Annotated in this window: 23 protein-coding genes and 2 tRNA genes; 5 read left to right on the top strand and 20 right to left on the bottom strand. The window is 65.1% G+C overall.

The features are described from left to right. A partial coding sequence (locus ACPEES_RS20720; protein WP_435105860.1) for a hypothetical protein occupies nt 1–98 on the bottom strand: 98 nt, incomplete at its 3' end. Between the two features lie 371 nt (nt 99–469). Between ACPEES_RS20720 and ACPEES_RS20715 the strand changes: the two genes are divergently transcribed. The 3 genes from ACPEES_RS20715 (at nt 470) to ACPEES_RS20705 (ending at nt 3,173) form a co-directional block, all read left to right on the top strand. Then, nucleotides 470–943 carry an RpiB/LacA/LacB family sugar-phosphate isomerase gene (locus ACPEES_RS20715; protein ID WP_435105856.1) on the top strand — a complete coding sequence of 158 codons (474 nt, stop codon included), beginning with the start codon at nt 470–472 and terminating at the stop codon, nt 941–943. 33 nt (nt 944–976) lie between these two features. After that, nucleotides 977–1,927 (top strand): transaldolase, encoded by a 951-nt coding sequence (tal, locus tag ACPEES_RS20710; RefSeq protein WP_435105854.1) that lies wholly within the window; start codon nt 977–979, stop codon nt 1,925–1,927. Nucleotides 1,928–2,183: 256 nt separating this feature from the next. After that, nucleotides 2,184–3,173, top strand: coding sequence for a sugar-binding transcriptional regulator (locus ACPEES_RS20705; RefSeq protein WP_435105852.1), 990 nt, complete (start codon nt 2,184–2,186; stop codon nt 3,171–3,173). A gap of 48 nt (nt 3,174–3,221) precedes the next feature. On the opposite strand, the gene ACPEES_RS20700 is transcribed toward ACPEES_RS20705, so the two are convergent. The 8 genes from ACPEES_RS20700 to ACPEES_RS20665 form a co-directional block, all read right to left on the bottom strand. Next, nucleotides 3,222–4,784 (bottom strand): glycerol-3-phosphate dehydrogenase, encoded by a 1,563-nt coding sequence (locus ACPEES_RS20700; protein ID WP_435105849.1) that lies wholly within the window; start codon nt 4,782–4,784, stop codon nt 3,222–3,224. A gap of 10 nt (nt 4,785–4,794) precedes the next feature. Further along, a complete protein-coding gene (locus ACPEES_RS20695; RefSeq protein ID WP_435105847.1) occupies nt 4,795–6,405 on the bottom strand; it encodes an FGGY family carbohydrate kinase in 1,611 nt (536 codons plus the stop codon). Continuing rightward, complete coding sequence (locus ACPEES_RS20690) at nt 6,398–7,579, bottom strand: ABC transporter ATP-binding protein (protein ID WP_435105845.1); 1,182 nt, start codon at nt 7,577–7,579, stop codon at nt 6,398–6,400. Before ACPEES_RS20690 ends, ACPEES_RS20695 begins: the two co-directional genes overlap by 8 nt. A 27-nt stretch (nt 7,580–7,606) precedes the next feature. After that, complete coding sequence (locus tag ACPEES_RS20685; protein WP_435105843.1) at nt 7,607–8,695, bottom strand: ABC transporter ATP-binding protein; 1,089 nt, start codon at nt 8,693–8,695, stop codon at nt 7,607–7,609. 4 nt (nt 8,696–8,699) lie between these two features. Beyond that, the gene (locus ACPEES_RS20680; protein WP_435105841.1) at nt 8,700–9,545 is read right to left on the bottom strand and encodes a carbohydrate ABC transporter permease; all 846 of its coding nucleotides are present in this window, start codon (nt 9,543–9,545) and stop codon (nt 8,700–8,702) included. A 10-nt stretch (nt 9,546–9,555) separates the two neighbouring features. Next, on the bottom strand, nt 9,556–10,485 hold the full coding sequence (locus ACPEES_RS20675; RefSeq protein ID WP_435105839.1) for a carbohydrate ABC transporter permease: 930 nt from the start codon (nt 10,483–10,485) through the stop codon (nt 9,556–9,558). Between the two features lie 87 nt (nt 10,486–10,572). Further along, the gene (locus ACPEES_RS20670) at nt 10,573–12,006 is read right to left on the bottom strand and encodes an extracellular solute-binding protein (RefSeq protein ID WP_435105837.1); all 1,434 of its coding nucleotides are present in this window, start codon (nt 12,004–12,006) and stop codon (nt 10,573–10,575) included. 51 nt (nt 12,007–12,057) lie between these two features. After that, nucleotides 12,058–13,059, bottom strand: a complete 1,002-nt coding sequence (locus tag ACPEES_RS20665; RefSeq protein ID WP_435105835.1) for a sugar-binding transcriptional regulator — start codon at nt 13,057–13,059, stop codon at nt 12,058–12,060. A gap of 196 nt (nt 13,060–13,255) precedes the next feature. Between ACPEES_RS20665 and ACPEES_RS20660 the strand changes: the two genes are divergently transcribed. Next, nucleotides 13,256–14,047, top strand: a complete 792-nt coding sequence (locus tag ACPEES_RS20660) for a hydroxypyruvate isomerase family protein (protein ID WP_435105833.1) — start codon at nt 13,256–13,258, stop codon at nt 14,045–14,047. A gap of 106 nt (nt 14,048–14,153) precedes the next feature. Beyond that, the gene (gene sixA / locus ACPEES_RS20655) at nt 14,154–14,618 is read left to right on the top strand and encodes a phosphohistidine phosphatase SixA (RefSeq protein ID WP_435105831.1); all 465 of its coding nucleotides are present in this window, start codon (nt 14,154–14,156) and stop codon (nt 14,616–14,618) included. 296 nt (nt 14,619–14,914) lie between these two features. Here the strand turns inward: sixA and ACPEES_RS20650 are convergent, their stop codons facing one another. The 11 genes from ACPEES_RS20650 to ACPEES_RS20600 all read right to left on the bottom strand — a co-directional run bounded on the left by ACPEES_RS20650 (nt 14,915) and on the right by ACPEES_RS20600 (nt 23,458). Then, nucleotides 14,915–15,355 carry a DUF6789 family protein gene (locus ACPEES_RS20650; RefSeq protein WP_435105829.1) on the bottom strand — a complete coding sequence of 147 codons (441 nt, stop codon included), beginning with the start codon at nt 15,353–15,355 and terminating at the stop codon, nt 14,915–14,917. Between the two features lie 367 nt (nt 15,356–15,722). Then, nucleotides 15,723–15,799: transfer RNA gene (locus ACPEES_RS20645), tRNA-Pro, on the bottom strand. 103 nt (nt 15,800–15,902) lie between these two features. Beyond that, nucleotides 15,903–16,259, bottom strand: coding sequence for a MerR family transcriptional regulator (locus tag ACPEES_RS20640; RefSeq protein ID WP_435105827.1), 357 nt, complete (start codon nt 16,257–16,259; stop codon nt 15,903–15,905). Next, nucleotides 16,237–16,539, bottom strand: coding sequence for an integration host factor subunit alpha (gene ihfA, locus ACPEES_RS20635; RefSeq protein WP_435105825.1), 303 nt, complete (start codon nt 16,537–16,539; stop codon nt 16,237–16,239). Before ihfA ends, ACPEES_RS20640 begins: the two co-directional genes overlap by 23 nt. Nucleotides 16,540–16,546: 7 nt before the next feature. After that, nucleotides 16,547–18,931, bottom strand: coding sequence for a phenylalanine--tRNA ligase subunit beta (pheT, locus tag ACPEES_RS20630; protein WP_435105823.1), 2,385 nt, complete (start codon nt 18,929–18,931; stop codon nt 16,547–16,549). 21 nt (nt 18,932–18,952) lie between these two features. Continuing rightward, nucleotides 18,953–19,975, bottom strand: a complete 1,023-nt coding sequence (pheS, locus tag ACPEES_RS20625) for a phenylalanine--tRNA ligase subunit alpha (RefSeq protein ID WP_435105821.1) — start codon at nt 19,973–19,975, stop codon at nt 18,953–18,955. A gap of 89 nt (nt 19,976–20,064) precedes the next feature. Further along, nucleotides 20,065–20,421, bottom strand: coding sequence for a 50S ribosomal protein L20 (gene rplT / locus ACPEES_RS20620; protein ID WP_435105819.1), 357 nt, complete (start codon nt 20,419–20,421; stop codon nt 20,065–20,067). A gap of 31 nt (nt 20,422–20,452) precedes the next feature. After that, entirely contained in the window at nt 20,453–20,650 is a 198-nt protein-coding gene (gene rpmI / locus ACPEES_RS20615) for a 50S ribosomal protein L35 (RefSeq protein ID WP_435105817.1), read from the bottom strand. 115 nt (nt 20,651–20,765) lie between these two features. Beyond that, a complete protein-coding gene (infC, locus tag ACPEES_RS20610; RefSeq protein ID WP_435105858.1) occupies nt 20,766–21,320 on the bottom strand; it encodes a translation initiation factor IF-3 in 555 nt (184 codons plus the stop codon). A gap of 9 nt (nt 21,321–21,329) precedes the next feature. Continuing rightward, nucleotides 21,330–23,255, bottom strand: a complete 1,926-nt coding sequence (thrS, locus tag ACPEES_RS20605; RefSeq protein WP_435105815.1) for a threonine--tRNA ligase — start codon at nt 23,253–23,255, stop codon at nt 21,330–21,332. A gap of 126 nt (nt 23,256–23,381) precedes the next feature. Further along, nucleotides 23,382–23,458 (bottom strand) — tRNA-Val (locus ACPEES_RS20600). Nucleotides 23,459–23,575: the final 117 nt, after the last annotated feature.

The raw sequence follows: 23,575 nt of genomic DNA, 5'->3' as shown, positions 1-23,575 counted from the left end.
ATCCCCATGGGCGCGCCCGGATGCCCGGACTGGGCCCGCTGGACAGCGTCCATGGCCAGGGCGCGGATCGCGTTGGCACGTTCGCTTCGGGTTGTCATAGCTGTCGGTCCATTCTTGGTTGATGCCGGCGGGGCCGAGGCCTTGGCCAGCGGTGGCCCCAGTATCCAACCGTGTGAACGAATGTCAAACCAAAGATCATTTGATCGATCCACCAGCGTTTGAGCACGCGTCGAAACCTGACAGCCAGGCCCGCCATCAACCTGCTGACCGTAAGCCACAAAACCACGAGATGCACCGGACTGCGCCCAAGGCTTCGTCCATTTCTGAACGGTCACCGCACCTAAAACCGACGACTGACATTGACAAGGCGACTGAACTCGCGCTCAACTAATGATCATATGATCATTGTTGGATCAAATGGTCACACACAGTGCGGCACTTACCCACTGGAGCGAGAGGTAGCAGGAAGATGACTGAGCGGATTTCCATCGCTATCGGCTGCGACGACGCGGCCGTGGAGCTCAAGGACGCCCTTTGCGAGCACATCGCCGACCTCGGTTACAGCGTGGACGACTTCGGCATCAAACACGGCGAGACCGTGCTCTACCCGGATATCGCCGTGAAGGTGGCTGAATCCATCGTCGAGGGCCGCGACCGGCTGGGCGTGCTGATCTGCGGCACGGGCATCGGCGTCGCCATGGCAGCGAACAAGGTTCCGGGCATTCGCGCCGCCCAGGCCCACGACACCTACTCCGCACAGCGCGCGCGCATGAGCAACGACGCCCAGATCGTGACGCTGGGCTCCCGGGTCGTCGGCCCGGAGCTCGCGAAAGCCATCGTGGAAACCTTTCTGGCCTCGGATTTCCAGGGCGGCGGGTCGACGGCGAAAGTCGAGCGAATCAAGGCCTACGAACAAGGGCGGGCCAGCGAGCACCGCGCCTGACACACACGACGATCGAGCGAACGCGAGCGCCCTATGACGACACGACTCGACAACCTCTCGAAGCTCAGCACGATAGTCGCCGACACGGGGGAAATCGAACTCATCGAGCGATTCCGCCCGCAGGACTGCACGACCAACCCGTCGTTGCTGCTCAAGGCTGTTCACATGGACGCCTACCGGGACCTGGTGGACGACGCGGTGGACTGGGGCCGGGACCGAGCCGGAACGCGCGACCGCGATGTCGAGGCGGTACTCGACCGCCTGGCGGTGAACTTCGGCAGCGAGCTGCTACGGCTGGTACCCGGCTATGTATCCACCGAAGTGGATGCCGCCCTGTCCTTCGACACCCAGGGTACGATCGACAAGGCACGGCAACTCATCGAGCTCTACCGCGAACGCGACGTCGACCCGCAGCGCGTGCTGATCAAGATCGCCGCCACCTGGGAGGGCATTCAGGCTGCCCGGGTACTCCAGCGCGAGGGCATCAACTGCAACATGACGCTCATCTTCTCGCTGGCCCAGGCCGTGGCCTGTGCGGAAGCAGGCGCGTTCCTGGTCTCGCCGTTCGTCGGACGCATCACCGACTGGTACAAGGCGGCGACCGGTGAGGACTACGCACCTGATGACGATCCGGGCGTCCAGTCGGTGAAACGCATTTACGAGTACTTCAAGGCATACGGTCACCAGACCGTCGTCATGGCCGCATCATTCCGCACCACCGGCCAGGTGGAAGCGCTCGCCGGCTGCGACCGCCTCACCATCTCTCCACAGCTCCTCGACGAGCTCCGCGCCAGCGGGGGCGAGGTGCCACGCCGGCTTTACCCGGATATGGGGGGCGAGGTCGAGGCCCTCGACGTCAGCGAGCCGAACTTCCGCTGGCTGCTCAATGAGGACGCGATGGCCACGGAGAAGCTCGCGGAGGGCATCCGGCGGTTTCACGCCGACACCGCCACATTGCGGGAGCACGTGCGCGCGTTGTTGTAACAGGGCCGGCTCGCACCCAGACCACACGGAACGGATGAAGCACAGCATGATCCGGCGGAAGCGGCACGGGAGAGCACGCTCTCCCGCCTTCCGTCGTGCACGATGAGCACCGGATAGCGATCCGCAACCGAGCTCCCTCCATTGCCGCCGCGCTTGTGCGCGGCTGCCTTCTTGCCTGCTATCGGGATACCGCCGAGAATCGCCATTCACGTCCGCCCCCGGCGGGCGCAGTACCCGAGCAACCGATTGAGCGCCCATGAAGCCTCAGCCCAGCCAGCGCAACACGGACATCGATCTGCTCACCGAGATCGCTGTGCTCTACTACGTGGAGAACCTCACCCAGGAGGAGATCTCCCATCGGCTCGACCTCTCCCGACCCAAGGTCGGGCGGTTGATCCGACGCGCTCACGACGAGGGCATCGTCGAGGTGCGGGTGCGCCACCACCCCGGGGTAAGCGCCGAGCTCGAGCGTGAGCTGATGCAACGCTTCGGCCTCGACCGGGCACTCATCGCCATCGATCACAAGGATCCGGACGTGCAACGGGCGTCGGTGGCGAGCCTGGTGGCCAATCACCTCAATCGCAGCCTCAACGACGGCAGCATCGTCGCAGTGGGCATGGGGCGAAACGTGGGCGCGGTCGCCGACAACGTCTTCGACCCGGAACAGAAGAGCTGCGTGTTCGTCTGCGCCATCGGCGGCTCGCTGCGTGCCGGCGAGTACATGAACCCCGACCATATCTGCCGCCGCCTCGCCGCTTGCTTCGGCGGCGAAAGCGAGACCCTGTATGCGCCGGCGTTGGTGGAAGACAGAGAGCTGCGCGCCGCGCTCATCCGCAACGACACGGTCAAGCAGACCCTCGACCGGGCACGGCGCGCTGACATGGCGCTGATCGGAGTCGGCGACCTCAGCGAGGACAGCAACATGGTCCGTATGGGCTGGTTCTCCCCCCAGGAGATCTCCGAGGCCCGATTGTCCGGCACCATCGGCGATATCATGGGTTACAACTTCATCGACATCTACGGACGGCCCGCCGCGGAGCCGATCCAGGATCGCATCGTCGGCCTGTCCGCCGCGGACCTCGCCCGTATTCCCGACGCCATCGCCATCGCCAGCGAGAACACGAAAGCCCCTTCGATACTTGGCGCGCTGCGCAGCGGCGTCGTCAATACCCTCGCCACCAGCGCGACCAACGCTCACTCCATCATCAAGCTCGACGACGCCACGCGGGGCAACGACGAACACTGAGCGACTGACCCGAGCCGCCGACCGGAAAACCGGGCGGCGGCGAATGGATCAGCGCTCTCCCGCGGACGACCTGGCTACCGTGAGCCCGTACTCGTCCGCGATCCACGCATCAATGGCCGCGAGCTCTTCGTCGGACAGCCGCAACCCGAGCTTGGTGCGCCGCCAGGCCACATCGTCGGCGTTCGCCGCCCACTCGTCATCGATGAGGTAGCGCAGCTCCCGCTCGTAGAGATCCGCGCCAAAATGCCGGCCCAGATCCGCCAGACTGCCGGCCCCGGCGAGCAGTCGCTCGGTAATGGTCCCATAGGCACGGGCGAGGCGACGCAGCATGCTCGCCGGCACCCACGGGAAACATTGCTCCAGGCCCTCGAAGTACGTATCGAAGTCCGCGTCGGCGATATCGCCGCCGGGCAGATGGCGGGCACCGGTCCAGGCCTCGCCCAGATCCGGGAAATAGGGTTTGAGCCGCTCCATGGCGTGCTCGGCAAGTCGCCGGTAGGTGGTGATCTTGCCACCGAATACGGACAGCAGCGGTGCTCGCCCACCGTCATCGGCGATATCGAAGACGTAATCCCGGGTCACGGCGGACGGGTTTTCCGCCCGGTCATCGAACAGCGGCCGAATGCCGGAGAATGCAGAGACTACGTCATCCGGGGTGATTGGTGTGTGGAAATAGCGGCTGACCACCCCACAGAGGTATTCGACTTCTTCTCGGTCGATGGACACCTCATCGGGGTCGCCTTCGTAGACGATATCAGTGGTGCCGATGAGCAGCTTGTCACCTTCGTACGGGTTGACGAAGATGACGCGCTTGTCGCTGTTCTGCAGCAGATAGGCCTGTTCGCCGACGTACGGCTTCGGCACGACTATATGGCTGCCCTTGACCAGGCGCACGCGATCCCCGCCGCCCTGCTCCAGCGCCCCCTGCAGCACCCGGTCCACCCAGGGTCCGGCGGCGTTGACGAGGGCGCGGGCACGCACGTCCCGCCGAAAGCCGGTCCCCGCCTCTCGAAGCGTGACGAGCCATTCGCCATCGTCGCGACGGGCGTGCTCGCAACTGGTGCGCGGATACACCTCGGCACCGTAGCGACGTGCATCCATGGCGTTGAAGACTACCAGGCGCGAGTCGTCCACCCAGCAATCGGAGTACTCGAAGCCCTTGTGGTAGCCGGACTGGAGGGGCTTTCCCTCGGGGCAGGCGGTCAGATCGAGGCCCCGGCTGCCGGGCAGGCGCCGGCGACCGCCCAGGTGGTCGTAGAGGAACAGGCCGGCGCGTATCATCCACGCCGGCCGCAGGTCCGCATTGTGCGGCAACACGAAACGCATCGGCCAGATGATGTGCGGGGCGTTCTCGAGAAGGACTTCGCGTTCCTTCAATGCCTCGCGGACCAGGCGGAACTCGTAGTATTCGAGGTATCGCAACCCACCATGGACGAGCTTGCCGCTGCGCGAGGAGGTGCCGTAGGCGAGATCCTCCTTGTCACAGAGCAGAACGGACAACCCTCGCCCGGCGGCGTCGCGGGCAATGCCGGCTCCGTTCACGCCCGCTCCGATGACCACCATGTCGAACAATGGCGCGGCAGCGTTGGTCTGATGATCGGCAGCACTCACCGGTTCTCTCCTATTTCGTCTCGGTCGCGGGGTCACGTACGTCGGCAAACGCCGTCCGCGGCGTCGACGGATTACCGGCGGCGTGAAACGCGCGCCAGAATTCGTCGCTGTGCGCATAGGCATCGCGATAGACGGGAAACAGACGCTCGTAGACCTGTTGCAGCGCGGGGTCGGGCGATACACACGCTGCCAGGTGCGGCGTGACCCACTGCGCACAGACGTCCTCGAGGCGGGAATAGTGACCGAGCGCCAGGGTCGCCACCATGGCGGCGCCGGCGGCCCCTGCCTCTTCCCGCACCAACGGCCGCACCGGCACGCCGAGCACCGAAGCCAATATCCCGGCGAGGGTGGCACTCTGGGCGCCTCCACCGGTGATGCGCACCTCCTCCGGCGCCGCGTCGAGCGCCGCATAGCAGTCCCGCGCAGCGAAGGCGATGCCCTCGTAGATCGCCCGCGCCATGTCGAGTTGGGTCGTATCCGCGTCCAGACCGAGGAACTGTGCGCGCGCCTGGGGATTGACGAACGGGCCGCGCTCACCGTTGGTGCAGATGAACGGGTGGTAGATCAGACGCCCGGGGGGCACACGGGCGAGCGCGGCGTCCACCCGGCCGAGTAGCTGCGTGCGGTCGACCGCCGGCTGCCCCACCGCCTCGAACAACGCATTGAGCCCGTCGACGAACCAGTCGATGTTGAGCGTCGCCGCCATGTTGGAGGCGAGCTGCAACCATGTTCCCGGCGCCACGAACGGCATGGTGTAACTCGCCTGGTCGTGCAGGACGATGTCCGACTCACGATGACGCACATACAGGTGAGCGCCCGTGCTGCCGACAATGCTGCAGGCGACGCGACGGTGTGGGTCGTAAACGCCAGCCCCCAAACCGGTGGCGAGCATGTCCACGGGCGCGAGAACCACCGGCGTGCCCGCCTTCAGCCCCGTTTCGGCGGCTGCCCGCCGATGCAGCGCCGCGTACTCTCGGGTACCGTCGACGATCGGCGGCAACAGCCGCCGGTAGGCGGAAAGCCCGAATGCCTCCAGCACCGCATCGTCGTAGTCGCGCCGCTGATAGCTGCCGAATGTCCAGACGGCCTCGGCCGGATCGGTAGCCCGCTCGCCGGTAAGACAATGGTACAGCCAGTCCTTGCAGTGGCAGATGGTGGCCGCGCGCGCAAGCCGCTGCGGCTGGTGCTCGCTCAGCCACTTGAGCTGGCCGCTCTGCGCGGACTGGTTGAGCCCGGTGCCGGTACTGGCGTAAGTGGTCGGTCCCACCGACGAGTTGCGCCAGCGCGAGACGATGTCGCTGGAGCGGGCATCGAGCCAGAGCATGCTCCGCCCCACGGGCTGACCCTCGGCGTCCAGGAGCCAGGTCCCATCCCCCTGGCCGGTAATTGCCACCGCCGAGACACGCTCGACAAGGCCGGGAACCTCTGCGGCGAGCGTGCGCAGGGTTTCGGCGGCTGCAGTCCAGGTGCGGCCCGGGTCCTGCTCGACGCCGCCATCGCCGGTGTAGTGGAGCTCGTTGTCACAGACCGCCTTGGCGACCTGGTAGCCGGCCAGGTCGAACGCCACCGCCTTGATGACGGAAGTCCCTGCGTCCAGTCCGACGATCACGTCATCAGCCACGGGGAACCTCCTCCCCCGCAGGGTCGCCGCCATGGAACAGGGCCCGGGTCGACCCGGCGTCGAACACGTGCAGATGCGCCACCGGCCAGGACAGGGTGACACGATCGCTCAACCGCACATCCAGAGGGAGGCGGCTCACCGCGAAAATCCGTTTGCCATTGAGCGAGAGCCCCAAGTGGCTCTGATCACCCAGCCACTGGTTGGACGTTACTTCAGCAGTCAGTCGACCGGCGGCCCCACCCGCCGGATCGTCAGCCCCCACGGTCATGCGATGCGCTCGTATGCCCACGGTGACGCCCTGTCCCGGCGCCAGCCCCTCTCCCATGCGCCGCGTCTCGGGGCTGTCGGGGAACTTCAGGCACGCGGGCTCGTCCGCCCCCTCGCTATCGATGTCGATTGCCAGACCGTCAGCAGACTCGGCCACCCGGCCGGAAAGCAGATTCATGGGCGGCTCGCCGATGAAAGAGGCGACGAACAGGTTCGCGGGACGGTCTTCGAGCGCCTTGGGCGTGCCGAATTGCTGGAGTACGCCGCCGTCCATGACCGCGATTCGATCCGCGAGCGCGATCGCCTCGGTTTGATCGTGGGTCACGAACACCGTCGTCAGCCGGTGCTCCAGAAGGTACTCCTTGATGCGTCCGCGCAGGGTCGCGCGCAGCTGTGGCTCGAGCTGGGACATGGGCTCGTCGAGCAGATAAAGCTCGGCAGGGCGGATCAACGCCCGGGCAAGGCTGACCCGCTGCTGTTGTCCGCCGGACAGCCCGGCCGGATAGCGCTCGAGAATATCGGTGATCTCCAGGCGCTCGGCAATTTCGCGGACCTTGCGGTCGACGACACTACGGGGTTCCCGGTTGCGCACCAGCGCGAACGCAATGTTCTTCTCCACCGTGAGCGGCGGATACAGCGCGTAGGCCTCGAAGGCCATGGCCACGTTGCGCTCGGCCGGCGGCAGGCGATTGATCAGGCGCTCGCCGACACGAATCTCGCCGTCGGTGACGGTTTCGAATCCGGCGATCATGCGCAGCGTCGACGACTTGCCGCAGCCGGAGCTGCCCAGCAGCGCGATGATCTCGCCATCATCGATGCCCATGGACAGATCGCGCACAGCGTGGACGCCATTGCCCTTGCTGGTACCGAATACCTTGTTGACGTTGTCTATGCTCACACTCGACATGGTGCAGACTCTCCTCCTCTGAGCGCGTCAGGACGCGCAGCGCGTACCCTGGTCGCACTCGAAATACACCGCCTGGCCGAGATCCACGTGCACGGAGGCCGCGCTGGCACGGCTGAGGTCCTCGCGGATATCCCAGGCCGAGGCCGTCAGCTCGAGCGCCTCCGGTGTCCTGACCAGAAGGGCGGTACGCACGTTGAGCGGCATGACGGCTTCGAGGGTCACCGGAATGGCCTCCGGCTGCGCGACATCCAGGAAATGAACGTCTTCCGGGCGAATACCGAGCACGCACTCCCGGCCGAGGAAGCCGTCCGGACAGGTGGGGGCCACCAGAGGGTGGCCTCCGAGATCGACGCGAATGTCACCGTCATCGTCCCGTCGCGGCCGCACCCTGACCAGATTGATCGGCGGATCGCCGAAGAGCTGCGCCACGCGCGTGTCCGAGGGCTCGCGGTAGATGGAGGCGGGGGTACCGACCTGCCGGATGGCGCCGTCGATCATCACCGCCACACGATCGCCCAGGGCCATGGCTTCCTTGAAGTCCTGGGTGACGTAGATGACGGTGGTCTCGAATCGGCGCAGCACTTCGGGCAACTCGATGCGCATCTCATAACGCAGTTTGGCGTCGACGTTGCGCAGCGGATCGTCCAGCAGCAGCACACGCGGCCGGGCGATAAGGCTTCGCGCAAGCGACGTCCGCTGCTTCTGCCCGTTGGAGAGCTCGCCGGGCTTATGATCGAGCACGTGAGCGATGCGCAGCATGCCCGCCACCTCCTCGACGCGCCGGCGTATCTCCGCCTCGCCGACACGCCCGGCCCGCAGCGGGCTGGCGATGTTCTCGTAGGCGCTGAAATGCGGGTAGAGCGCAAAGCTCTGGAACGCCATGGCCACGCCCCGGTGCTCGGGCTCTAGGTCATTGACCGTCTCGCCGCCGATGCGCAGCGTGCCCTCATCGGCAGAGTGGACGCCGGCGATCAACCGCAGCAGCGAGGTCTTGCCACAGCCCGAGGGCCCGAAAATCACCATGAACTCGCCGCGCCCGAGACTTAGGCTGAGGTCGTCCACCGCCTGCTCGCCGCCGAGGCGCTTGGACAGATTCTCGATCTGGATATAGGTCATCGCTTCACCCCTTTACGGCACCGAGGCTGAGGCCCTGCACGAGGAAACGCTGGGCATACAGCGCCACGGCGAGCGTCGGCAGGATGGATAGCACCAGCGCCGCGGCAATCTGGCCGTACTGAATTCCCGAGGCGGTCACGAAGTTCAGCGCCCCGACGGTCACCGGTTGCACCCGCGAGGAGCCGAGCACCAGCGCGAAAATGAAATTGTTCCAGGCGAAGATGAAGGCGAGCAGCCCCGCGGAAGCGATCCCCGGGCGCGCCAGCGGCAACGCGATGCGCGTGAACGTCCGCCACCAGGAATGGCCGTCCAGGCGATAAGCGGCCTCGACGTCCTCGCTGATATCCTCGAAGTAGCCGCGCACGATCCACAGCACCAGCGGCAGCGTGATGAGCTGATAGACCCAGATGAGCCCGACATAGGTATCGGCGAGCCCGATCTCGCGGAAGATGATCAGTAGCGGGATGAGCACGAGCAGCGGTGGCGCGAACTTGAAGCTCAGGATCGTGAACGCGATGTCCTCACCCATGCGGAAACGAAAACGCGCGAAGGCGTACGCGGCCGGCACCGCGAGCACCAGCGACAGCGCCACTGAGCCGCTGGCGAGGACGAAGCTGTTGAACAGGTTGCGCATATAGTCCACGTCCAGGGCGCCGACGCTGCTCGTCAGATTGCCGGTGATCAGGCTCGCGTAGTTCGCCAGCGTGGGCTCGAAGACCAGGCTGGGCGGGCTGCGCAGGATGTCGGCATTGGTCATGAACGACATCATCAGAACCCAGAAGATGGGGAATAGAAAGAACGCGCCCACGACTGCCAGGGCACATCCCCGCAAAACGGTTCGCAACAACATGTCTCCCTCCTCAGGCACCGCTCATGCGCTCGCGCAGGCGCAGCCAGTGCTTGATCATGACCTGGCTGAGGAAATAGGTGATGGCCCAGAGCACCATGAGAATCGCCGCGGAACGGCCCAGGCTCGTGTACGTGAATGCCTCGAGATAGGCACGTACCTGGAAGACCATGAGCGCATCGCCGGGGCCGCCCTGGGTCATGGCGTAGGGGATGTCGAACTGCTGGATGCTGTCGAACATCCGGAAGAGCACCGCCGTCATGATGTAAGGCATCAGCATCGGCAGCGTCACCCGGAAGAACACGAATGACGCCGGCACCCCATCCAGCGCCGCTGCCTCGAACGGCTCCTTGGGCAGGCCGCGCAGGCCCGCCAGCAGCAGGATGCTGAAGAACGGCGTGAACACCCAGACATCGACCAACACCACGGTGAACATTGCCGTCGCCGGGGACGTGGCCCACGGGAAGTCCTGAACGCCCACGAAGGTCAGCAGGTAATTGAGAATGCCGAAGTTGGCATTGGTCATGAGCTTCCACATGAGGCTGGCGATGGCCGGGGCAACCATCAGCGGCAGCACCAGCAGCACGCTCATGACGTCATTGACGAGTGTCCGGCGCTGCAGCAGCAATGCCACGGCGAGACCGAGCAGCAACTCCAGCCCTACCGTGGAGACGGTGTAGGTGAGCGTCACGGCCACCGTGTGCCAGAAGTCCGCACTCGCGAACAGTGTCAGGTAGTTCTCGAACCAGATGAATGCACGCCCCTGGGGAAAGGCGAGGTTATAGCTCTGCAGCGAATACCACACGGCCGTTAGAAACGGCACCAGAACGCCCGCTGTTGCGAGCAGCGCCGGCAGACTGAGCAGGTAGGGAATGGCACGGCGCATGGCGGGACTCCCGCGCACCTGTGCTGCTTGTGCCGCCGCGCTGGCGTTGGACACCATGAGTCTCCTCCTCCGGAATCGGGTTCGGGGCGGGTCGCAGGCGCTGGCTCAGGGCGCCCGCGACCCGCGACCACATCGCCTTGCGGCCTAGGTCAGGCCGATGCTTTCCAGTTGCCGGCTCACCCGCTCGGCGAGCTGGTCCAGGCCCTCGTCGACGCTGATCTGGCCCGCGTACATCTTCTGAAGCTGCGCTGCCCACTGAGTGGTGACGTTGAAAAACAGCGGCTGGGGGGTGAAATAGATCTTCGCCTGACCGACAGTGCGGCGGTACTGCTCCAGATAGCTCGCCTGCATGCGCTCCTGGAACCCCGGGCTCTCCGCCACGGAACGCCGCACCGGATCCACCACCTGCCCCTCGGTCGCCCCATGGAGCAGCACGTCCGAACCGGTGGCCCACTGCAGGAAGTACCAGGCCGCCGACTTGTCGCGGGCGAAGTTGCTCATGGCGAGCGACCAGATCCACACGTTGGATGTAGGGTCCGTGGCCTCCGGATTGGCCGCGAATGGCTGGTAGGCGATATTGCCGGCCTGCTTGCTGCCCTGTTCCTGGAAAAAGCCGATGATGTCGGCGTCGTACATCATCGCCGAGGTGCCGGCACCGAGGTCGTTACCCACCTCGTACCAGGTATACGAAGTCCAGTCGGTAGGGCCGGCCTTCTGGATCATGTCGATCCACAGCCGGGTGAACGCTTTGGCCTCGGGGCTGTTCATGGCCGGGCGAAGCTTGCCGTCCTCCATGACGAAGTCTCGACCGCCGTAGTTCGTATAGCCGGAGAGGTAGCCCGGATGGATCGTCGCCCAACTGCGGCTGCCGCGAACGCCGATCCCGTAGGCGCCGTCGATCTTGCTCTTGAGCGCCTTGGCCTTGTCCACAAGATCGGGCAGGTTCTCCGGGGGCGCGATTCCGGCCTTGTCGAGCATGGCCTTGTTGTAGGACAGGCTGTAGAGCTCGAAGCCCAGGGGCATGGCCCACTGCTTCGAGTCCGGTCCGCCCAGCGGGTCACCGACCTTGCCGCTCCAGGCGGTGGAAGCGCGCAGGTTGGGCAGGACATCGTCCCAGCGGAAGGTGTTTGCGGTTTCGGCCGGGTCACGGATGAACTCGTTGACGTCCACCAGCCAGCCGGCGGGTCCGTACTGCCAGGTCTGGTAGGCCCCGGTCATGAACACGTCGTACTGGGACGAGCCGCTGGTAAGCGCCGAGGTCACCTTGTCGAAGTAGACATCCTCCGGGAAGATGTCGTACTCCACGTTCATGCCCGTGAGCTTCTTGAAGTTTTCCAGATTGGCGATGAGCGTATCGGCGTAGGGGTGCTTGTTCAGCAGCAGGCGCACGGTCTTGCCCTTGTGGCGCTGCCAGTTGAACGAATCACTCGCCGCGAGCGCACGAGTGCCGATCGTGTTCATCAGGAATCCGGCGCTCACGCCGGCGATACCGAGCTCGCGCGCCTTGTCGAGCAGGGCCCGCCGGGTCATGGGCCGCTCGAGCCAGGCTCGATATAGCTCGTCTTCTTTATTGGACATCGTCTCTCTCCTCCCGTGGTGACGCGCCCGCGCCGGCGGGCGCGATGATCGTCAGGTCCGTCGTTGCCGCACCGGCTCCTCCGCGTCCGCCTCCTCCATCAGCGCGAGCACGCCCCGGGCCACCGTCTCGTCGGTAACCAGACCGGCCAGCAACCCGCTACGCAGTACCGAGAGCGTGGCGTGGACCTTTTCCTCGCCGCCGGTCACGGCAATGACTTCCTGAGTGCCGAGTACATCCAGGCCCAGGCCGAGGGTGCGCTGGTTGAACGCGGTCTCCACCAGTCGCCCCTGGGCGTCGAGGAACTGCCCGACCACCTCGGCCTCCGCGCCGGCCTCGTGCAGTTGACGGCATTCCTCCTCGTTCACCTCGCCGAGGTCCTGCAGCAGGGTATGGCCCTGCGGCGGCACGGCACCGACACCGACCATGGTGAGGTCGGCGGCACTGGCGAGCTCGTAGACGTCACGAACGCTGCGCTGCTCCAGGAGAATCTGGCGGTGCTCGGGGGTGTCGGCGAACATGGGCACGGGCAGCAGGTAACCCTCCCCGCCCGTGGCGTCGGTGAGCCGGTGGACCACATCGTATGGGTTCAACGCCATCTTGCGCGTGACGCTACCCAGCACCGGCACGATGCGAAGCGCCGGGCAGGGCGTCTGTGGCAGGCGGTTCACCATCTCGGCAAGCGACCGCCCCCAGCCCACACCCAGCGTGCGAACCGATCCCGCCTCCAGTCGGCCACGAAGAAACCGTGCCGCCGCCGTGCCGATGTTGGCGAAGGGGTTATTGCCATCGTCGCGGGCCACCCCCGGCACGACGGTGCAAACGCTCAGATCGAATGCGCGGGCGAGCGCGTCCTCCAGCGCGATGAGCTCGGCCGGTTCGCCTTCGATGAATACCTTGACCGCCCCCAGCTCGTGGGCCGCGGCAATCAGGCGGTGGACCTTCATCCTCGAAACACCGAGCCGCTCGGCGATCTCCGCCTGGGTATATCCGCCCACGTAGGACAACCAGGCCGCTCGAATCGCCAGATCCTTTTCCGTGTTGCCGTTGCTCACTGCACCGATCTCCAGGGTCCTCGATAGCGGGTTTGAACATTTTTTCGCTTGATGTGCATAATCACATATAAGCAACGGCCGTAAGCCGTGTCAACAAGAAGGCGATCGTGGAAGCGACCGACGGCTGCAACGCACCAGGCGACAGGTCACTCCCGAGACCACGGCAATCGACAACCCGAAAACCGAGATGCCAGCCATGCTCAAGTTCGCCGCAAACCTCACTTTCCTCTTTCGCGAAGCCCCGTTTCTCGAGCGATTCGCCCGCGCCCGGCAATGCGGCTTCCGCTACGTGGAGTTCCACAACCCCTACCCCTTCTGCGAGGACATTGACGCCATCTCCGACGCCAAGGACGCACAGGGCGTGGAAATCGTCCACTTCAACCTGCCCGGGGGGGATTGGGCCGCCGGAGAGCGTGGCATTGCCGGCTGGCCGGATCGGTGCGAGACATTTCGAACCGGGGTATCCGAGACAGTGGCGACCGCCCGAACGCTCGGCTGCCGGCAGCTCAACTGCCCCGTGGGGTATCTGCGCGACGACTTCTCACCGGGCGAGCAGCACCGTTGTCTCGTCGAGAACCTGCGCTGGGCCGCAGAACACGCAGCGGAAGCCGGCATCACGCTGCTGGTGGAGCCGCTCAACCCGGTCACTCACCCCGGCTACGCCCTCACGACCACGGCGCAGGCGCGCGCGCTGCTCGCGCAAGTGAACCACCCGAACCTGAAAATTCAGTACGACTTCTTCCAGATGCAGCGCGCCGAAGGCGATCTCATCGAGACCGTCAGGGCGAACCTGGCGTATGTCGGCTTCATTCAACTCGCGGACTCCCCCGGGCGCCACGAGCCCGGTACCGGCGAAGTCAACTACCGGTTTCTTCTCGAAGCGCTGGCCAACCTGGACTTCGAGGGCTACGTCTCGCTCGAGTACCAACCGTCCGGGCAGACCGAAGCGTCGCTCGAGTGGATGAAGGCGTACGGGGTGAGACCGTGAGGTTGCGGAACGCCAATGGAATGCGGGGTGCCATGGGGCGGTCGGATCGGCTCGTCAGGGCTAGACTTGAAGTTGCCGACCAACGATGCGCGGAGCGTGGCGTGCCATGAAGCTGTACCTGATCCAGCACGGCAGCGCACTCGCCAAGGAAGTGAACCCGGAGCGACCTCTCAGCGACGAGGGTCGCGCCGACGTGGAAGCGCTGGCCACGCTCCTGTCCAGCCACGACGTGACCGTCCCGTCCGTTTACCACAGCACCAAGCTGCGGGCACGACAAACCGCCGAAATCCTCGCCCGGGCGCTGGCGGGTCATCCAGTCGAAGCCAGTGGCCTGGCCCCCGACGATCCCGTCGAAACGTGGCTCGAATGGCTGGAACAACCACACGACGACGGGATCGCGATCGTAAGCCATCAACCCTTTGTGGGCCACCTGGCGACACGCTTGCTCACGGGCCGCGAAGAGCCCGCCGCGGTTGTGTTCTCGCCTGGCACGGCCCTGTGCCTGGAGGTCGTTGCAGGAACGTGGGCGCTGCGATGGATGGTCGGCCCGGCGCTGCTGCGCACGGCGTGAGCTCGCCCCACTGTGCGCGCCAGCTCACCTGAGTCCATCGCCGCAGCAATAGCTGCCGCCCGATGCACCTCCGCCCAGCGCTGGACGGCACAGGGGTTTCGTTCGTAGCGACAACCCGGCGCAGTCGGCGGACACGATCACACCGATCACGGTGTTGCCGAAGCCTCAGCGGAAGCCCGCACGCGGAGCAGCAACGACCATACGGCACACGCTGCGGAGAACGTGCTACGGTTCCCGGCCTCGCGCCCACTGTCGTCATGCTGCCCATGCTGAACAGCCGCTGTGCGCCCGCCCCGTCACAGGCTGCGAAGCCAGCCGTAGGTCGCGCCCAACGAAAACCCGAAGATGAGGTGGTAGATCAACGTCCAGACGGAGATTCCCCAGCCAAAACCCAAGGCGAAAAAACCGGAACCAGCGGCCGGAAAGACTGTGATCATCACCACGAACCAGACGATCCCCCCGAAGAGAATGCCCCGCCGCGTGTAGGTATCGCCCGGCAACCGCTCGACGATCCAGCCGAACAACACCCCCCAGATGCCGGTGCCAACGACGAAGTGAATGGCCCAACCCACCCATCGGCTGTTCGGCGTGCCGAACAACTCCTGCGCACTGAGATTGAGAATCTCGATGGGATAGAACCAGGGCATCAACCCCATGGACAGTCGCAGCGCCATAAGCAGGGAGATGACGATAGTCGCGACGAACCCCGCCATGAGCCCCCGGCCAAGATCGTCCATGGCGCACCTCCCGTTCTTCTGGTTCCTTCAGATAAACATGGACCCACTTCGAGCGTACTGCAATCGTAAACGACTGGTTGCCCCTCGCTGTCGGCGCCAGGCGATACGAGCGGGCGTGATCGAGGAACGTTACGCGCCATGACATCCGCGTCGACAGCGCCACACACGCGAAGGAGCAGGAACCCGGTCACCAGTGGCTGTTCGAACACACGATCTCGAGCCGACCGGGACCCATCGGCGTTCCACGAAGGAGATTCGGGCTCGACCTATGAACCCGAATAAGAGCGGCGAGACAGGCGGACTGTAGAAGACGGCCGCCCGATGTAGAAACGCCCGCTCATGGGCGGGCGTAACCACTTGATTTAATTGGTCGGGGTGAGAGGATTCGAACCTCCGACCACCTGCACCCCATGCAGGTGCGCTACCAGACTGCGCTACACCCCGAAGTACTGCCGGCCTTCGCCGACGCGGGAAAAGGATGATAACGCATCGCGGCCGCCGCGCAAAGCATCTGCAGCGCGGTTCTCATCGGACAGCCCACCCGGGCTCACCGCCGCAGGGTCGCGAGCAGGGACTCCAGCTCGCTGCGGACCTGGCGGATGACCTGCTGACTCTGGTTGAGGTCCTGCCGGGCGCCCTCGCCCGAGAGTTTCTGGCGAGCACCGCCGATAGTGAACCCCTCATGGTAGAGGAGTGTGCGGATCTGGCGGATGAGGATGACGTCCTGTCGCTGATAATAGCGCCGGTTACCCCGGCGCTTGACCGGTTTGAGCTGCGGGAACTCCTGCTCCCAATAGCGGAGCACGTGCGGCTTGACGCCGCACAGCTCACTCACTTCGCCGATGGCGAAATAGCGCTTCGCCGGGATCGGCGGGAGCTCGTCATTGCTTGACCCGTCCAGCATAAGACTCGACCCGCGACTTGAGCTTCTGCCCGGGCCGGAACGTAACCACGCGACGTGCGGAGATGGGAATCTCCTCGCCTGTCTTGGGATTACGCCCGGGGCGTTCGTTCTTGTCCCGGAGGTCGAAGTTGCCGAAGCCGGAGAGCTTCACCGGCGTGCCGTCCTCGAGCGCTGAGCGGATCTCCTCGAAAAAGCTCTCCACCAGCTCCTTCGCCTCGCGTTTGTTGAGACCAACTTCCTCGAACAGACGTTCTGCCATATCGGCCTTGGTCAGTGCCACAGTCTGATCACTCCCTCAAAGCTGCGTTCAACTCATGACCCAGCCGCTCGACCACGCGTTCGATGGAGGCCTCCACATCCTCGTCGGTTAGCGTGCGCGAAGAATCCTGCAAAATCAAGCCCATGGCGAGACTCTTGCGACCTTCTTCCACACCCTTGCCGCGATAGACGTCGAACACCACGACATCCCTGAGCCAGTCACCGGCACTCGCCGCAATCACCTCGCGAAGGCGGTCCGCGGTCACGTCTTCGTCCACCACCACGGCGAGATCGCGGCGGATGGACGGGAACCGGGAGAGCGCCTCGAAGGCGGGTACGCGGGCCTCGGCCAGTGCTTCGAGCTCAAGCTCGAACACGTAGGTTCGCCCCGCGAGCTCCAGGGGTTTCTCGAGCTGCGGGTGGAGCGCCCCCACCCAGCCGATCGCGCGATCGCCACGATAGACGCGCGCGCTCTGACCAGGGTGGAGCGCCGGATGGGTCTCGGCGGCGAAGCGAAACGTCGACGGCTCACCGGTGAGCGCGATCAACGCCTCGACATCGCCCTTGATATCGAAGAAATCGACGGGGCGCGCCCTCTCCGTCCAGTGCTCGGGCAGCACCTCGCCGGTAGCGATACCGGCGAGCATGGCCGTCTGCTCGAGCGACGCGCCATCGGCGCCGCGAAAACGCAGCCCCGACTCGAACAGCCGCACGCGGGTGGCTTGGCGATTCTGGTTGTGCACCACGGCGCGCACCAGGCCAGGCCACAAGGTGGTCCGCATGACGCCCATCTCCGCCGACAGCGGATTGGCGAGCGCCAGCGACGACGTGTTCGGGTCGAGCTGACGCTGCAGCTCTTCGGAGACGAAACTATAAGTGATCGCCTCCTGATAGCCCCGGTCCACCAGCGCGCCGCGCAGACGCTGCAACGCCACACGCTCCTCCGGGCACGCCCGCATGGCGAGCCGTGCCGGCGTACGCTTGGCCGGGATCTCGTCATAGCCCCAGACCCGGGCGATCTCCTCGATGAGATCGACCTCGCGGGCGATGTCGAAGCGCCAGGTGGGCGCGATGACCTGCCACTCGGGATCGTCGTCCGTCCCGGAAACGGTCATGCCCAGGCGCTCGAGTATCTCGCGCATATCCCTGCGCGGGATGGCGGTGCCGAGAAGCGCGTCCACCCGCGCCGGGCGCAGCGTCACCTGCGCCGCCAACGGCAGTTCCTCTCGCTCGACAGCCTCGGTGATCGGCCCCGCTTCGCCGCCTGCGATCTCACTCAGCAAGGCGGTCGCCCGCTCGATGGCGCGGCGGGACAGCTCGGGGTCGACACCGCGCTCGAAACGGTGTGACGAATCGGTATGCAGGCCATAGGCACGCGCACGTCCGGCCACCGCGGTGGGCGCGAAGAACGCGGCCTCGAGGAAGACATTACGGGTCTCGCCGGTCACGGCGGAATCCTCGCCCCCCATGACGCCGGCCATGGCAAGGGCCCGGCGCTCGTCGGCGATCACCAGCGTCCCGGCGTCGAGCGTCACCGTTTCGCCGTTGAGCAGCTCGAGCTCCTCGCCTGCATGTCCGGGGCGCACGTGAATGCCGCCCTCGAGCTTGTCCAGATCGAACGCATGCATGGGCTGCCCGAGCTCGAGCATCACGTAGTTGGTGATGTCGACGGCAACCGACAGCGGCCGCACGCCGGCCCGGCGCAGACGCTCGCGCATCCACACGGGGGTCTCGGCGGACGCGTCGACACCACGCACTACACGCCCCAGGTAACGCGGGCAGGCAGCGGGATCCTCGAGCGCTACGGTCAGGGCGTCGTCGATGCCGGCCGGTACCGGCTCGCAGGCGGGGCCATCGACTGGCACTCGACGCAATACACCCACCTCACGGGCGATACCCGCCATCCCCAGACAGTCGCTTCGGTTGGGGGTGAGATCCACTTCGATGACCGTGTCATCGAGCGCAAGATATTCGCGCAAATCCGTCCCGACCGGCGCGCTCGCCGGCAGCTCCATGAGACCCGCGGCGTCCTCGGCGAGACCCAGCTCCTTGGCCGAGCAAAGCATGCCGAAGGACTGCACGCCACGGAGCTTCGCCTTACGGATCCTGAAATCGCCGGGCAGTACCCCGCCAACCGTGGCAAACGGGGCCTTGAGGCCCACCCGGACGTTGGGGGCGCCGCAGACCACCTGCAGGGCCGCCTCCCCGGCGGCAACCTCGCAGACACGGAGCTTGTCCGCGTCGGGATGCGGCTCGCAGCTGACGACCTCGCCCACCACAACGCCACTGAACTCGGGGGCAGCAGGCTCCACGGCATCCACCTCGAGCCCGGCCATGGTCAGGCGATGCTCGAGCTCCCTCGTGGACTCGGGCAACGCCACCCAGTCACGCAACCACTGCTCACTGATCCTCATGCAATGCCCCTGGTGTTCGGTTTAGCGGAACTGGCGCAGGAAGCGCAGGTCATTCTCGAAGAAGATGCGCAAATCGTTGACGCCATAGCGCAGCATGGCGAGGCGCTCCACGCCCATGCCGAAGGCGTATCCGGTGTAGCGCTCCGCATCGACGCTGGCGTACTCGAACACCACCGGGTGGACCATGCCGCAGCCCAGTATCTCGATCCAGCCGCTGCCCCCGCACACGCGGCAGCCGGCGCCGCTGCAGAACATGCACTCCACGTCCACCTCGGCGGACGGCTCGGTGAACGGGAAGTAGGACGGCCGGAAACGCACCGCCAGGTCCTGCTCGAAGAAGCGCTTGACGAAGTCGTCCAGCACCGCCTTGAGGTCGCCGAAGGTCACACCTTCGTCCACCAGCAAGCCCTCGACCTGGTGAAACATCGGTGTGTGGGTCAGGTCGGAGTCACACCGGTACACGCGTCCCGGCGCGATGACCCGGATCGGCGCCCCCTCGGACTCCATTGCCCTGATCTGGACCGGGGAGGTGTGCGTGCGCAGAAGGTGGTGGGCGTCGAAATAGAAGGTATCGTGCATCGCCCGTGCGGGGTGATGCTCGGGAATATTGAGCGCCTCGAAATTGTGGTAGTCGTCCTCGACCTCGGGACCCTCGGCGATGCGGAACCCGATGCCGGCGAAGAGGTCTTCCATGCGCTCGAGGGTTCGCGTAATCGGATGCAGCCCCCCCGGTTCCGCGCCGCGGCCCGGCAGGGTTACGTCCACGCGCTCGGCCTCGAGTGCTTCGGCAAGCGCCGAGCGCTCCAGAACCCCCCGCCGCGCTTCGATTCGCTCGGCGACACGCTCTTTCGCCCGGTTGATGGCCTGCCCCGCGGCGGGGCGCTCCTCGGCGGGCAACCGCCCCAGCGCCTTGAGCTGCGCGGTGAGGTGCCCCTTTTTGCCCAGATAGGCCACGCGCACCGCGTCCAGGGCGGCGAGGTCGGTGGCCTCGTCGATTGCCCGCTCGGCGGCCTTGGTCAGGGTATCCAGATCCTGAGTGCTCATGTCCGTCCCGTCCGGCGACAAAAAAAGGGAAGGATGCGGCCGCCCCTTCCCTTTCAATACAGCGGGCGCGCGAGGCGCGCTGCCGCCCTTTAAGCGAGGCTGGCCTTCGCCTTTTCGGCCAACTGGCTAAATCCGGCCTGGTCGTAGACAGCCAGGTCGGCCAGCACCTTGCGGTCGACCTCGACACCGGCTTTGTGCAGCCCGTCGATCAGGCGGCTGTAGGACAGACCGTTGGCGCGCGCGCCGGCGTTGATGCGCTGGATCCACAGCGAACGGAACTCGCGCTTGCGCTGACGACGGTCACGATAGGCGTATTGTCCGGCCTTGGTGACGGCCTGATTGGCCACTTTGAAGGTCTTCCGGCGGGCACCGTAGTAGCCTTTCGCCTTGGTGAGGACCTTCTTGTGGCGGCGGCGGGCGTTCACACCGCGCTTTACTCTCGCCATCTCTTAAGTCTCCCGAATTCTCTCGGATGGATTACTGGTAGGGCAGCATGCGCCGGATCATAGCGGTGTCCTGCTCGGACACCAGCGTCGACGCACGCAGACCGCGCTTACGCTTCATATCCTTCTTGGTGAGGATATGGTTATGGAAGGCGTGGGCGCGCTTGTAACGGCCCGACCCCGTCTTCCGGAAGCGCTTCGCGGCGCCGCGGTTGGTTTTGATCTTGGGCATTGCCTGATCTCCGCTCAGCAGAAACAAAAACCCCCGACGCCCCCGCCGGGAGTTCTCGGTGCACGGTACTCCGACGCCCCACGCCACGGTGACGCGGGGCACTCGATGATGCGGGCTACTTGCCCTTGCGCGGGGACATCATCATGACCATCAGCCGGCCCTCCATCTTCGGGCGCTGGTCGACAGTCGCGATATCCTCGAGGTCCTGCTCGACGCGCTGCAGCAGCTCGAGCCCCAGCTCCTGGTGGGCCATCTCACGACCGCGGAACCTCAGGGTCACCTTGACCTTGTCGCCCTCCTCGAGGAAGCGCTTCAAGTTCCGCAGCTTGACGTTGTAGTCACCCTCGTCGGTGCCGGGGCGGAACTTCACTTCCTTGACCTGGATCTGCTTCTGCTTCTTCTTGGCCGCCTGCTGTTTCTTCTGCTGCTCGAACTTCCACTTGCCGTGATCCATGATCCGGCAGACGGGCGGTTCGGCATTGGCATCCAGCTCGACGAGATCCAGCTCGGCCTCTTCGGCCATGGCGAGCGCGTCCCGGGTATCCATGATACCCGCCTGCTCGCCGTCCTGATTGATCAGGCGAACCTGCGGTACACGGATGTCTTGGTTGACCCGACGGTTGTCGCCCGCGCTCGGCTGTTGCCGACGGGCACCCGGTTTCCTACGGATAGCGATGCTTCAACCCTCCGAAGCAATGCGGCCGAGCCGCGCGACGTCCGCGTCCAGGCGCTCGATGAACGCCTCCAGGGACATGGATCCTAGGTCCTGCCCCTCGCGGGTGCGCACGGCGACGGTCGTGGATTCCAACTCTTTGTCGCCTACCACCAACAGGTAGGGCACGCGCTGAATCGTGTGCTCGCGGATTTTAAAACCGATCTTCTCGTTCCTCAAGTCGGGGGAGACGCGAAACCCGTGTTCTGCCAGCCGTTTTTCGACATCACGGGCATAATCCGCCTGACGGTCGGTAATGTTCAGCACAACTGCCTGGGTAGGGGCGAGCCATGCCGGCCAATAACCGCCGTAATGCTCGGTGAGCACGCCGATGAAACGCTCGAACGAGCCAAAGATGGCGCGATGCAGCATCACCGGGACCTGCCGGGTGCCGTCCTCGGCCACATAGTCGGCGCCGAGACGGCCGGGCATGGAGAAATCCACCTGCATGGTGCCACACTGCCACACGCGGTTGAGGCAGTCCTTCATGGACAGCTCGATCTTGGGACCGTAGAAGGCACCTTCACCCGGATTCACCGTCCAAGTGTAGCCCTTGGCGTCGAGCGCGTCGGCCAGCGCCTGCTCGGCCTTGTCCCAGAGCGCGTCCTCACCCACCCGTTTCTCCGGCCGGGTGGACAGGGCCACGACCACCTCATCGAAGCCGAAGTCGCGGTACACCTGGAAGGCGAGATCCAGGAAGCCCGAGACCTCCTGCTGGATCTGGTCCTCGGTGCAGAAGATGTGGGCGTCGTCCTGCGTGAAGTTGCGCACGCGCATGAGCCCATGCAGCGTGCCGGAAGGCTCGTTGCGGTGACACGAGCCGAACTCGGCGAGGCGCAGCGGCAGATCACGGTAGCTCTTCAAGCCCTGATTGTACACCTGCACGTGGCACGGGCAGTTCATGGGCTTGACCGCGTAATCGCGGTTCTCCGACTCCGTGGTGAACATGTCCTCACGGAACTTGTCCCAGTGCCCGGAGCGCTCCCAAAGGCTGCGGTCGACGAGCTGAGGTGTGCGGATCTCGTCATAGCCGCAGGCGTCGAGACGGCCACGGAGATAGCTCTCAAGGGTCTGGTAGATACGCCAGCCGTTGGGATGCCAGAAGACCATGCCCGGGGCCTCGTCCTGGAGGTGGAAGAGCCCCTGGGTCTTGGCAATGCGGCGATGGTCGCGCTTCTTCGCCTCCTCGAGGAAGGTGAGATAGCGTTTGAGCGCTTTGCGATCGCCCCAGGCCGTACCGTAAATGCGCTGCAGCATCTCGTTGTCCGCATTGGCGCGCCAGTAAGCACCGGCAAGCTTGGTGAGCTTGAACGCCTTGCAGAAACGGGTATTGGGCACATGGGGCCCGCGGCACATGTCGATGTACTCCTGATGGTAGTACAGGGCCATCGACTCGACTTCGGGCATGTCCTCGACGATCTGGACCTTGTAGTCCTCGCCGCGCTCACGAAATATCCGGAGCACTTCGTCGCGCGGCGTCACGCGCTTGATGACGTCGTACTCCTGGTCGATGAGCTCGGCCATGCGCTGTTCGATCGCCTCGAGATCCTCGGGGGTAAAGCCCGGGTCGTAGCGGATGTCGTAGTAGAAGCCATCCTCGATCACCGGGCCGATGGCCATCTGCGCCTCGGGGTAGAGCTGCTTGACCGCCTGGCCGAGCATGTGAGCGCAGGAATGGCGGATGATGTCGAGCCCTTCCTCGTCTTTCGGGGTGACGATGGCAAGCTCGGCATCGGCCTCGATGAGGTCACAGGCGTCATACAACTCGCCGTTGACCCGGCCGGCCAGCGTCGCCTTCGCCAGCCCCGGGCCGATGTCGGCGGCAACGCCCATCACGGAGACAGGCTGCTCGTAGCGACGCTCGCTTCCGTCGGGGAGGGTGATCACGGGCATGAATTCAGGCTCCACAGTGGTGACCTATACGAGGGGCCACATGCATTTCCCGGCCGGGCCGGACGTTGGGAAAATACATCCCCAAAACAAAGAAAGCATCGCGTTTGCGATGCTTTCCGGGAAAGCTGGTAGGCGCGAGTGGACTCGAACCACCGACCCCCACCATGTCAAGGTGGTGCTCTAACCAGCTGAGCTACGCGCCTGTTGAGGTGCGAGATAATACAACCGCCCGGCGGAGGGATCAACCCCGAGCCTTGTCCAACGACACATGAGCCTGAGCGGGGGGCGTGATTCCACAGTGAGATGAGCCTGAGCTGAAG

The sequence above is a fragment of the Arhodomonas sp. AD133 genome (assembly GCF_051195215.1).
Lineage (GTDB): Bacteria > Pseudomonadota > Gammaproteobacteria > Nitrococcales > Nitrococcaceae > Arhodomonas.
The sequence above is the reverse complement of the archived record's forward strand: the minus strand, read 5'-3'. Positions and strand labels throughout refer to the sequence as shown.

Bases quoted from the DNA above. Each gene is read 5' to 3' on its own strand.
- ACPEES_RS20715 (WP_435105856.1), top strand. From the start codon at position 470: ATGACTGAGCGGATTTCCATCGCTATCGGCTGCGACGACGCGGCCGTG.
- ACPEES_RS20670 (WP_435105837.1), bottom strand. From the start codon at position 12,006: ATGTCCAATAAAGAAGACGAGCTATATCGAGCCTGGCTCGAGCGGCCC.
- ACPEES_RS20640 (WP_435105827.1), bottom strand. From the start codon at position 16,259: ATGCTGGACGGGTCAAGCAATGACGAGCTCCCGCCGATCCCGGCGAAG.
- ACPEES_RS20680 (WP_435105841.1), bottom strand. From the start codon at position 9,545: ATGTTGTTGCGAACCGTTTTGCGGGGATGTGCCCTGGCAGTCGTGGGC.
- pheT (WP_435105823.1), bottom strand. From the start codon at position 18,931: ATGAGGATCAGTGAGCAGTGGTTGCGTGACTGGGTGGCGTTGCCCGAG.
- pheS (WP_435105821.1), bottom strand. From the start codon at position 19,975: ATGAGCACTCAGGATCTGGATACCCTGACCAAGGCCGCCGAGCGGGCA.
- ACPEES_RS20685 (WP_435105843.1), bottom strand. From the start codon at position 8,695: ATGACCTATATCCAGATCGAGAATCTGTCCAAGCGCCTCGGCGGCGAG.
- ACPEES_RS20675 (WP_435105839.1), bottom strand. From the start codon at position 10,485: ATGGTGTCCAACGCCAGCGCGGCGGCACAAGCAGCACAGGTGCGCGGG.
- rplT (WP_435105819.1), bottom strand. From the start codon at position 20,421: ATGGCGAGAGTAAAGCGCGGTGTGAACGCCCGCCGCCGCCACAAGAAG.
- tal (WP_435105854.1), top strand. From the start codon at position 977: ATGACGACACGACTCGACAACCTCTCGAAGCTCAGCACGATAGTCGCC.
- ACPEES_RS20690 (WP_435105845.1), bottom strand. From the start codon at position 7,579: ATGTCGAGTGTGAGCATAGACAACGTCAACAAGGTATTCGGTACCAGC.
- thrS (WP_435105815.1), bottom strand. From the start codon at position 23,255: ATGCCCGTGATCACCCTCCCCGACGGAAGCGAGCGTCGCTACGAGCAG.
- rpmI (WP_435105817.1), bottom strand. From the start codon at position 20,650: ATGCCCAAGATCAAAACCAACCGCGGCGCCGCGAAGCGCTTCCGGAAG.
- ACPEES_RS20705 (WP_435105852.1), top strand. From the start codon at position 2,184: ATGAAGCCTCAGCCCAGCCAGCGCAACACGGACATCGATCTGCTCACC.
- ACPEES_RS20650 (WP_435105829.1), bottom strand. From the start codon at position 15,355: ATGGACGATCTTGGCCGGGGGCTCATGGCGGGGTTCGTCGCGACTATC.
- sixA (WP_435105831.1), top strand. From the start codon at position 14,154: ATGAAGCTGTACCTGATCCAGCACGGCAGCGCACTCGCCAAGGAAGTG.
- ACPEES_RS20660 (WP_435105833.1), top strand. From the start codon at position 13,256: ATGCTCAAGTTCGCCGCAAACCTCACTTTCCTCTTTCGCGAAGCCCCG.